Raw genomic sequence first — 10569 nt, 5'->3', positions numbered from 1 at the left:
CCGGGGGAGGCGCCCGCCTGGTGCCCCGAGGGTCTGCGGCTCACCGCCCTGGCCCGCACCCCCTTCGAGGCCACCGAAGCCGCCGCCCTGCTGCGCCGCCGCTTCCGCCTGGCCAGCCTCGATGGCCTGGGGCTGGGGGAGGCGCCCCTGGCGCTGCGGGCCGCCGGGGGCCTGCTGGCCTATCTGGACACGACCCAGCCGGCCCCCGAACCCAGCCAGGCTGCCCCCGCGGAGGGCGCCGCGGCCATCCCGCTGGAGATGCCAAGGCTCTGGCACGCCGGCGACCAGCTGGTGCTCGATGCCCAGACCCGCCGCAACCTCGAGCTGCCCCGCACCCAGCTGGGCGGCGCCCTGCAGGGCTCCCTGCTCTGGGCCCTCGACCGCACCGCCACCGCCATGGGCAGCCGCTGCCTGCGCCGCTGGATCGAGGCCCCCCTTGTCGACCGCGCCGCGATCCTGGAGCGGCAGGAGGCGGTGAGCGAGCTGGTGGAGCAGCGGCCCCTGCGGGTGGGGCTGCGCCGGCTGCTGCGGCCCATGGGGGATCTGGAGCGGCTGGCGGGGCGTGCCGGTGCCGGAACCGCCTCGGCGCGCGACCTGGTGGCCCTGGCCGATGGCCTGGAGCGGCTGCCGCAGCTGGCCGCCGTGATCCAGAGCGCTGCGGTGCAGAGTGAACCGCTGCTGGCCCTGGCGCGGCCCTGGCCCGAGCTGGAGGCGCTGGCGGCCGAGCTGCGCCATCAGCTGCTCGACACCCCACCCCTGAGCCTCAGCGAGGGCGGCCTGATCCACGACGGCGTGGACCCCCAACTCGATGGGCTGCGCAACCAGCTCGACGATCAGCAGGCCTGGCTGGCCCAGCAGGAGGCGGCGGAACGCAGCGCCAGCGGCATCCACACGCTCAAGCTCCAATACCACCGCACCTTCGGCTACTTCCTGGCGGTGAGCAAGGCCAAGGCAGCCTCGGTGCCCGACCACTGGATCCGCCGCCAGACCCTCGCCAACGAAGAGCGGTTCGTCACCCCCGAGCTCAAGGCCCGTGAGGGGCGGATCCTGCAGCTCAAGGCCCGCGCCGCCCAGCGGGAATACGAGCTGTTCTGCCAGTTGCGCAGCCAGGTGGGTGAGCAGGCCGCACCGATCCGTGCCGCAGCCCGCCTGGTGGCCGAGCTCGACGCCATCGCCTCCCTGGCGGAGCTGGCCGCCACCAGCGGCTACTGCAAACCGGAGCTCACCGATCCCAACGGTCCCGAAGCCCGCCTGCTGCAGATCGAGGCCGGGCGCCACCCGGTGGTGGAACAGCTGCTGGTGGAGGCCCCCTTCACCCCCAACGACATCGCGCTGGGCTTCTCAGGAGCTGAGGTGCCGAACAAGGAAAACAACACTCCCGAGATCACTCAAGACTTACCTCCCGACTTACTGGTGCTCACCGGTCCCAACGCCAGCGGCAAGAGCTGCTATCTGCGCCAAACGGGCCTGCTGCAGCTGATGGCCCAGATCGGCAGCTGGATTCCAGCCAAGAGCGCCCGGCTCGGCATCACCGATCGCATCTTCACGCGGGTGGGCGCCGGCGACGACCTAGCCGCTGGCCAATCCACCTTCATGGTGGAGATGGCCGAAACGGCCAACATCCTTCACCACGCCAGCGATCGCTCCCTGGTGCTGCTCGATGAAATCGGCCGCGGCACTGCCACCTTTGACGGGCTCTCGATCGCCTGGGCCGTGGCCGAATACCTGGCCGACACGATCGGCGCCCGCAGCGTGTTCGCCACCCACTACCACGAGCTCAACGAGCTCGCCGATCAGCTGCCCAACGTGGCCAATGCCCAGGTGCTGGTGGAAGACACCGGCAGCGAACTGCGCTTCCTGCACCGCGTGGTGAGCGGCGGCGCCAACCGCAGCTACGGCATCGAAGCCGCCCGCCTCGCCGGCGTGCCACCGGCGGTGGTGCTGCGGGCCCGCCAGGTGTTGGGCCGCATCGAGGCCAACAGTCATGTGGCGGTGGGCCCGATGGCCGAAGCCCCCGCCGCGGCCTGATCCAACCAAGCGCGGCGCAAGAGGGCATTGGCCGCCGCGCCCACCAAGCCGGCACCCCCCCTGCTGCCCTCCAGGCGGATCTGCGGCAGGCCGCTCCCGGCCAGGTGGCGCTTGCTCTCCGCCACCCCCACAAACCCCACCGGCATCCCGATCACAAGGGCCGGCGCCGCCGTTTGACCGACGGCCACCTGCTCAAGAAGCAACTCAAGAGCGGTCGGCGCACTACCGATCAACACCACCGCGCCTGGATGCTCCTGCAGAGCTCGCTCCATCCCCACCGCAGCTCGCGTGCTTCCGAGGGGAGCCTGAGCGGGCGCCCAACTCAGCACGCTGTGCACGCCATTACCGAAGGTGCGGCGCGCCATCGGCGCCACGGCTGCCGCGGCCATCGCGGTGTCGGTGAGGATCGGAGCACCGTGCGCCAGAGCCTCGAGGCCAGCGTTGCAGGCATCCGGCGAAAAGCGCAGATCGGCCGTCACGCTGAGATCGCCGCTGCTGTGGATCAAACGCAGCACCACGTCCTGCTCGGGCGGCGCAAGGCTGGTGAGATCGAACCTCAGGTGGGGGGGCTGCTCTGCCAGCGCAGCGCGAATCAGGCGAATGCTCTCGCTGAAGATCGGGTGATCGAAACCGGGAGGAGCATCAGCCACGCCGGGCACTCAGGAGACGCACCAGCAGCTTGAAGCCCCAGGGGTCAGCAACTCACAGGTGTGCGCCTTAGATACGTCTTCAACAGGTGCGTCTTCAACGGATCACCCTCACCAGACAACCCTGAAGGGGCCTGATCGATTTGTTTTTCGGTGTGTCCAGACTTCCGTACACTCCGTACAGAAAAACGGACACGGCTCGCGCACCATGTCGACACCACCACTGGGGGTAGAGGAAGCGAGGCGCAGGCTCCCGGAACTGCTGGAGCGGGCTGCGGCCGGCGAGGCCTTCGTGATTCAGCGGCATAAAAAGCCGATGGCGGCCTTGGTGCCGATTGGGGGCCAGCCTCCCAACGATCCACACAAGCGCCAGCGCCAGATTCAGAGCCTGATGACCCTCCAGGGCAGTGGCCGCCAGTGCTGGGATCCCAACCAGCGCCATCCCGCCCGCCCGGCGCCATCCGCTCCGGCCTTGGTGCAGGCGATCAACGCGGAGCCCTTCAGCCCCAGTCATCTGAAGCACGGCAGCCGGATTGCCCTCGATGGCTCTGCCCTGGTGGCCTTCCTCGCCGATGCCAAAGGCACCGGGAAATACCTCACACCGCTGCTGCAGGGGATTGCCCAGGGCACCTGGCAGGGGGTGATCAGCAGTGTGAGCCTGGCGCGGGTGCTGGAAGGGCCCCTGGCCCGGGGGGATGAACTGCTCGCCCAGCGCTACGCCAACGCCTTCGCCAATCCGCAGCATTGGCTGCAAGTGCCGGCCGATGGCGCCCTGGTGCTCGCGGCATCGCGGCTGCAACGGCAAGAACCCCAACTCGACGACACCCGAGCCATCGAGCTGGCCACTGCCATTGCCACCGATGCAACCGTGCTGGTGACCGATCACCCCGCCCTCGCCCAGACTGGCCAACACCCGGTGCTCAGTGCCCTGAGGATCTGATGCCGATCCACCTGCTCTGGGGCGACGACGAAGCAGCCCGCAGCCGCGCGGTGGAGGCACTGATCCAGCAGCGCATCGATCCGGCCTGGCAGAGCATCAATCTGTCGCGGCTCGATGGCAGCGACCCAGCCCAGGCCAGGCAGGCCCTGGAGGAAGCCCGCACCCCACCCTTCGGCGGCGGCGATCGGGTGGTGCTGCTGCAGCGGAGCCCCTTCTGCAACCAGTGCCCAGCCGAACTGGCGGAGCAGCTAGAAGCAGCCCTCCCGCTCATCCCCGAGTCGTGCCATCTGCTGCTGGTCAACAGCGCCAAGCCCGATGCACGCCTGCGCACCACCAAGGCGTTGCAGAAGCTGGTGAAGGCCGGCGAAGCCGGCGAGCAAAGCTTCCAGCTACCGGCGATCTGGGATGGAGCCGGCCAGATCGAGCTGGTGCAGCGCACGGCGCGAGAGCTGGGGCTCGCGCTGGAGCCCGCGGCCGCCGAAGCCCTCAGCGAAGCCATCGGCAGCGACAGCGCACGGCTGGCCAGCGAACTGGAGAAGCTGGCGCTGTATGTGGGGGCCAAGCCGATCACCGCCGCCGCCGTGGAGGCCCTGGTGGGCAGCCAGGCCACCAACGCCTTGCAGGTGGGCGATGCGCTCCTGGCGGGGCAGCCTGCCGAAGCGGTGGCGCTGGTGGATGCGCTGCTGGCGGCCAATGAGCCGGCGCTGCGGATCGTGGCCACCCTCTGCGGGCAGATCCGGGGCTGGCTGTGGGTGAGCCTGCTCGATCAACAGGGCGAGAGCGATGTGAATGCCATCGCCAAGGCCGCCGGCATCGGCAACCCCAAACGCATCTACGTGATGCGCAAACAGATCCGCGGCCGCAAGCCGGCGCGCTTCCTGGCCCTGCTGCGCCAGTTGCTCGAGGTGGAAGCAGCGCTCAAACGCGGCAGCGATCCCGGCGATGCCTTCCGCGACGGCTTCCTGCTCAGCGGCTGAAGCCCTCGTATCGCGGAAAACACCACAACAACTCCGCGTAGGACAATCAGCCGTTAACGCAGCCCATCGCCATGGCTCTGCTGGTCCAGAAGTTCGGCGGCACCTCCGTGGCCGATGTGGAGCGGATCCAGGCGGTGGCCCAGCGAATCGCCAGCAGCCGCCAGGCGGGTCACGATCTGGTGATCGTGGTGTCGGCCATGGGGCACACCACCGACGAGCTCACCGGCCTGGCCCGCGCCATCAGCAGCAGCCCGCCGCAGCGGGAGATGGACATGCTGCTGGCCACCGGCGAGCAGGTGTCGATCGCCCTGCTGGCGATGGCGCTCCATGCCCAGGGGGTGCCGGCCGTGTCGATGACCGGCCCGCAGGTGGGCATCCTCACCGAATCGGCCCATGGGCGCGCCCGCATCCTTGAGGTGCGCACCGATCGGCTGCAGCGGCTGCTGAACGACGGCAACGTGGTGGTGGTGGCCGGCTTCCAGGGCACCAGCAGCGGCCTGAGCGGCCTGCCCGAGATCACCACCCTCGGCCGCGGCGGCTCCGACCCCCCCGCCGTCGCCCTGGCGGCAGCCCTCGGCGCCGATGCCTGCGAGATCTACACCGACGTGCCGGGGGTGCTCAGCACCGACCCCCGCAAGGTGCCCGATGCCCAGCTGATGGATACGATCACCTGCAACGAGATGCTGGAGCTGGCCAGCCTCGGCGCGGCCGTGCTGCACCCGCGGGCCGTGGAGATCGCCCGCAACTACGGCGTGCCGCTGGTGGTGCGCTCCAGCTGGAGCGATCAGCCCGGCACGCTGCTCACCAGCGATGCCGCCAGCCGCCGCGGCAGCGGCGAGGGCCTGGAGCTGGGCAAACCGGTGGATGGCGCCGAGCTCGACACCGACCAGGCCGTGTTGGCCCTGGCCCACGTGCCCGATCGCCCTGGGGTGGCCGCCCAGCTGTTTGAAGCCCTCTCCAGCGCGGGGCTCAACGTGGATCTGATCGTGCAATCCACCCATGAGGCCGACGCCAACTGCAGCGGAGACCACTGCGGCTTCACGAACGACATTGCGTTCACCGTGGCCGAAGCTCAGCTCGATCGCGCCCAGCTGGTGTGTCGCGAAGTGTTAGCAGCACTGGAAGCGGGTGCTGAGACCGCCACCATCAGTGCCGAAGGCGGCATGGCCAAACTGAGCATCTCGGGGGCCGGGATCATGGGCCGACCCGGTGTGGCGGCCCGCTTGTTCGACACCCTGGCCAAAGGCGGCATCAACCTGCGCCTGATCGCCACCAGCGAAGTGAAGGTGAGTTGCTTGGTAGCCGGCCACCAGGGCAGCAAAGCGCTGCAGGCCGCGGCCCAGTGCTTCGAGCTCAACGAGCGCCAGCTGCATCTCAATCCACCCCCCTCCGGCGCCGGCCAACCGGAAGTGCGCGGCGTGGCCCTCGATCGCGATCAGGCCCAGGTGGCCGTGCGCCGCATCCCCGACAAGCCCGGCACGGCCGCCGCCGTGTGCCGGGTGCTGGCCGATGCCGGCATCAGCCTCGATGCGATCGTGCAATCAGAACGCAGCCACGGCAGCGGCGAGCAGCAGAGCCGCGACATGGGCTTCTGCCTCAAGCGCGACGACCTCAGCCGCGCCCGCACCGCCCTGCAGCCGCTGCTCAACCAGTGGCCGGGCGCCAGCTTCGAGGAGGGCATCGCCATCGCCCGGGTGAGCGCCGTGGGGGCCGGCATGCCCTGCACCGCCGGCACAGCAGCCCGGATGTTCCGCTCCCTGGCTCAGGCGGGAGTCAACATCGAAATGATCGCCACCAGCGAGATCCGCACCAGCTGCGTGGTGCCGGAAGCCGATGGCGTGAAGGCGCTGCAGGCGGTGCACGCCGCCTTCGGGCTCGGTGGCGCCGTGCAGCACCAGGCCCAGGGCACCGAGGCGCCGCTGGCATGAACTGATGCCCTGGGCACGGCACCGAATTCCGCTGCTGACGGCAGCCCTGCTGGATGCCGTGGGGCTGGTGGGTTTGGCCATGCTCAACGGCGTCAGCAACGGGCAGCTGGTGATCCCCCAGAGCGCGCCGCTGCTGGTGCTGGTGCTGATCTACTGCAGCCTCGGCTGGCTGTTCGGCTCCTACACGCTGCTGAAGCTGAAAACCCTGGCCTGGACCCAGATGCTGGCGCGCCTGGGCAGCACCGCCCTGGCCAGCATCGCCGCCGCCGCTGTGTTCAGTTATCTGTTCCGGCTGCAGATCACCAGCGATCTGTTCTTCCGCAGCAACCTGATTCCGCTGTTTGTGCTGCTCAGCCTCTGGAGCGCAGCGGTGCGGCTGCTGTTGCGCCGCCTGCGGCCGAGCAAGCCACAAGGGCGATGGCACATCGTGGCCCTGCCCAGCGAGATCAGCTCTCTGGCGGCGGAATGGCGGCGGAGCCTGATGGCCGCAGGCCCCCTGCCCGAGATCACCGAACTCAGCTCCGGCAGCAGCGCTACCCAGCTGCTGGATGGCGAAGCCCTGGCCCTGAGCGCCGGGGTGATCAACGATGCCGCGCTGCAGCGGTTCTGCCAGGAGGCCGTGAACCGCGGCCAAGCGGTGTTCTCAGTGGTGGAGCTGGCCGAACAGGAACTGCAGCGCATTCCAACCCGCTGGATCGACAACCAGTGGCTGCTGTTCTCCGCCAGCATCGACGGCCAGCGCACCAGCCTGCAGAAGCAGCTCAAGCGCTATGCCGATGTGTTGGTGAGCCTGCTGCTGCTGCTGCTCAGCGCTCCGCTGCTGCTGCTGGCGCTCGCCTTGGTGAAACTGCACGACGGTGGCGCCGTGATCTACCGCCAACAGCGTTCAGGCCTGCTGGGGCAACCCTTCAACGTGCTCAAGATCCGCACGATGAGCCTCAACGCCGAAGCCGCCGGGGCCCAATGGGCGCAGACCAACGACCAGCGGATCACGCCGGTGGGCTACTGGCTGCGCCGCACCCGCCTCGATGAACTGCCGCAGCTGATCAATGTGCTGCGAGGGGAAATGAGCCTGATCGGACCGCGGCCGGAGCGCCCGGATCTCGAACAGATCCTCGAGCAGCAGATCCCCAACTACAAACTGCGCCACTGGATGCGGCCGGGCTTGAGCGGCTGGGCCCAGGTGAACATGCCCTACGCCTCCAGCATCGAGGATTCCGAGCTCAAGCTCAGCTACGACCTCTTCTATCTGCGCAACGCCTCCCTCTGGCTCGATCTGCTGATCCTGTTCAAAACGATCAAGATCGTGCTGAAGGCAGCTGGTCGGTAGCCGAAGGGCGCCAGGGGCCCGCTCAGACCTCAGACCGTCGCCGCGATCCCCTTGGGCTCGAGCATCAGCTTGCTGCCGCTCACGCTCTCATCCATCTCGATCGGGTAGGCGCCGTCGAAGCAGGCAGTGCAGAAGTGGCCGGCATTGGCCTGGGCTGCTTCCACCATCCCCTCTTTGCTCAGGTAGGCGAGCGAATCCACCCCCAGATGGGCGGCGATCTCCTCGAGGGTGAGGCGGGCGGCGATCAGCTGGTCCTGGGTGTCGGTGTCGATGCCGTAGAAGCAGGGGTGGGTCACCGGCGGTGAGCTGATGCGCATGTGCACCTCGGTGGCGCCGGCATCGCGGATGGCGGCCACGAGCTTGCGGCTGGTGGTGCCGCGCACGATCGAGTCGTCGATCACCACCACGCGCTTGCCGGCAAGCACATCCGGCAGCGGGTTGAGCTTCACGCGGATGCCGGCCTCACGCATCGCCTGGGTGGGCTGAATGAAGGTGCGGCCCACATAGCGGTTTTTGATCAGGCCATCGCCGAAGGGGATGCCGCTGTATTGCGAGTAGCCGATCGCGGCCGGGATGCCGGAATCCGGCACGCCGATCACGATGTCGGCCTCCACGGGCGTTTCGCGGGCCAGCACTTCGCCGATCCGCACCCGGTAGCTGTAGAGCGATTCGCCGAAGAAACGGCTATCGGGCCGGGCGAAATAAATCATCTCGAACACGCAGAGCTTGGGGGGCTCAGTGGTCCAGCGGCTGCGGCTGGGTTCGGGATCACCCAGGCGGAAGTGCATGATCTCGCCGGGCTCCACATCGCCATCGAAGCTGGCGCCGATGATGTCGAGCCCGCAGGTTTCGCTGCTCACCACCCACTGGGCCTCGCTGACCTCGCCCATGTGGCCGAACACCAGGGGGCGAATGCCATGGCCATCGCGCAGGGCATACAGGCCCTCCGGGGTGCCGATCACCAGGCTGAAGGCGCCGCGGCAACGGCTGGCGGCCTCCCGGATCGCCGCCTCCCAGCCCAGGCCCTGATTCACCGCGTGCTGAATCGCGAAGGCGATCAGCTCGGAATCGGTGGTGGAGGTGAACTCCACTTCCGGGATGTCGGCCGCAATCGCCTCCCGCAACTCGCCGGCATTCACCAGATTGCCGTTGTGGGCAAAGGCCAGCGGGCCAAGGCGGGTGTTGAGCAGCACCGGCTGGGCGTTGCAGGCCTTGCTGCTGCCGGTGGTGGAGTAGCGGTTGTGGCCGATGGCCAGCTGGCCGGGCAGGCGCTCAAGCACGCCCTGATCGAACACCTGGCTCACCAGGCCCATATCTTTGTGCATGCGCACCTTGGGCCGAGCCGGCTCGCTGGGATCGGCATCGAACACGGCGATGCCAGCCGACTCCTGGCCGCGGTGCTGCAGGGCGTAGAGGCCGAAATAGGTGAGGTTGGCCACCGGCTGATCAGCCGCCAGCACCGCAAACACACCGCAGGCCTCTTCCGGCTTGTCGGGGCGTTCGGGCTGGGTGGGAAGGGAGCCGGAGTGCACGTCGGTCACCGCAGGTCCCACCTTTGGATTTGCTTCAGCATTGTGCATCAGAGGTGTGTTCGTGCCGGAACCCCGGCTCACGCTGTGGGGGGCAGATCCACGCCCATGCGGCGGGGAATGGCCTGCTCGAACTGGGCCGCCAACTGAGCCACCGGCAAACGCAACAGCGGCTGAGCGGCCTGCTGGATCTGCAGCTCCGTTTCAGCGGCCACCACCCCCAGGCACTGGGCCGGAACGCCGGCCGCATCGAGTGCCTCCTGCCAAGCCACCGTCTGCGCCGGGGCCACGCTCACCAGGATGCGGGCACCACCTTCGGCGAACAGCAAGCGATCCACGCGGGTGCGGCTGACAGGGATCTCCAGATGGGCACCGAGGCCACTGGCGATGCAGCACTCTGCTGCAGCCACCGCCAGGCCGCCATCGCTGAGGTCGTGGGCCGAGCGCACCAGGCCCTTGGCGATCGCCTGGCGCAGGAAGCCCTGCACCGAACGCTCCAGCGCCAGATCGATCTCGGGTGGGCGCCCCGTAACGGCTCCATGCACCCGCTCCAGGTAGCTGCTGCCGGCCAGGCTCAGGCGGGGATCGGCTGGAGCCTCACCCGCCTCGAGCGGCACCCCCAGCAACCAGATCGCATCGCCCGCCTCGCGCCAGGCCTGGCCGCGCACCTGAGCCAGATCGTGCACCAGGCCCACCATGCCCACCACCGGCGTGGGGTGGATCGGCTGCATGCGCCCATCGGGCAGGCGGGTTTCGTTGTAGAGCGACACGTTGCCGCCGGTCACGGGCGTGTCGAGGGCGGAGCAGGCCGCTGAGAGGCCGCGACAGGCCAGGGCCAGCTGCCAGTAGCCGGTGGGCGTTTCGGGGGAGGGGAAGTTGAGGTTGTCGGTCACAGCCAGGGGCTCGGCACCCACGCAGCTGAGGTTGCGGGCCGCCTCGGCCACTGCGGCCATGCCGCCGCGCTCGGGATCGAGGGCCACCCAGCGGTTGGGGCAATCCACCACCGCCGCCACACCGCGGTTGGCCGCCGCCAGGGAACCCTCGCCCTGCTGGGGCCGCAGGCGCACCACCGCCGCATCGGCGCCGCCCGGGGGAATCACGGTGTTGGCCTGCACCTGATGGTCGTATTGGCGATACACCCAGCGCTTGGAGGCGATGGTGGGGTCGTCGAGCAGCTCCAGCAGGGCCTC

Annotated in this window: 8 protein-coding genes; 5 read left to right on the top strand and 3 right to left on the bottom strand. The window is 68.9% G+C overall.

The window, feature by feature from the left end; translation table 11 throughout:
* Positions 1-2028, top strand: a 2028-nt coding sequence (gene mutS / locus ACIQ2E_RS08255; protein WP_398328794.1) for a DNA mismatch repair protein MutS, incomplete at its 5' end; no start/stop codon positions are given.
* Here mutS and ACIQ2E_RS08250 read toward each other — a convergent pair.
* Positions 1983-2678: a precorrin-8X methylmutase gene (locus ACIQ2E_RS08250; RefSeq protein WP_398328791.1), complete on the bottom strand. Its 696-nt coding sequence runs from the start codon at positions 2676-2678 to the stop codon at positions 1983-1985. The genes mutS and ACIQ2E_RS08250 overlap by 46 nt on opposite strands.
* Before the next feature lie 205 nt (positions 2679-2883).
* On the opposite strand from ACIQ2E_RS08250, the gene ACIQ2E_RS08245 reads away from it, so the two are divergent.
* From ACIQ2E_RS08245 to ACIQ2E_RS08230, 4 genes are all read left to right on the top strand, one after another.
* On the top strand, positions 2884-3615 hold the full coding sequence (locus tag ACIQ2E_RS08245) for a hypothetical protein (protein ID WP_398328788.1): 732 nt from the start codon (positions 2884-2886) through the stop codon (positions 3613-3615).
* Positions 3615-4592 (top strand): DNA polymerase III subunit delta, encoded by a 978-nt coding sequence (holA, locus tag ACIQ2E_RS08240; protein ID WP_398328785.1) that lies wholly within the window; start codon positions 3615-3617, stop codon positions 4590-4592. Before ACIQ2E_RS08245 ends, holA begins: the two co-directional genes overlap by 1 nt.
* A 71-nt stretch (positions 4593-4663) precedes the next feature.
* Entirely contained in the window at positions 4664-6520 is a 1857-nt protein-coding gene (locus ACIQ2E_RS08235; protein ID WP_398328782.1) for an aspartate kinase, read from the top strand.
* A gap of 4 nt (positions 6521-6524) precedes the next feature.
* Positions 6525-7850 carry an exopolysaccharide biosynthesis polyprenyl glycosylphosphotransferase gene (locus tag ACIQ2E_RS08230; protein ID WP_398328779.1) on the top strand — a complete coding sequence of 442 codons (1326 nt, stop codon included), beginning with the start codon at positions 6525-6527 and terminating at the stop codon, positions 7848-7850.
* 29 nt (positions 7851-7879) lie between these two features.
* Here the strand turns inward: ACIQ2E_RS08230 and purF are convergent, their stop codons facing one another.
* Both purF and ACIQ2E_RS08220 read right to left on the bottom strand, forming a co-directional pair.
* Positions 7880-9430, bottom strand: coding sequence for an amidophosphoribosyltransferase (gene purF / locus ACIQ2E_RS08225; protein WP_398328797.1), 1551 nt, complete (start codon positions 9428-9430; stop codon positions 7880-7882).
* A 29-nt stretch (positions 9431-9459) separates the two neighbouring features.
* On the bottom strand, positions 9460-10569 hold a 1110-nt coding region (locus ACIQ2E_RS08220; RefSeq protein ID WP_398328776.1), incomplete at its 5' end, for an AIR synthase related protein.

This window comes from Vulcanococcus sp., from assembly GCF_044369115.1.
GTDB lineage: Bacteria > Cyanobacteriota > Cyanobacteriia > PCC-6307 > Cyanobiaceae > Vulcanococcus.
Note: the sequence above shows the minus strand (reverse complement) of the source record. Positions and strands in the feature narration are given on the sequence as shown.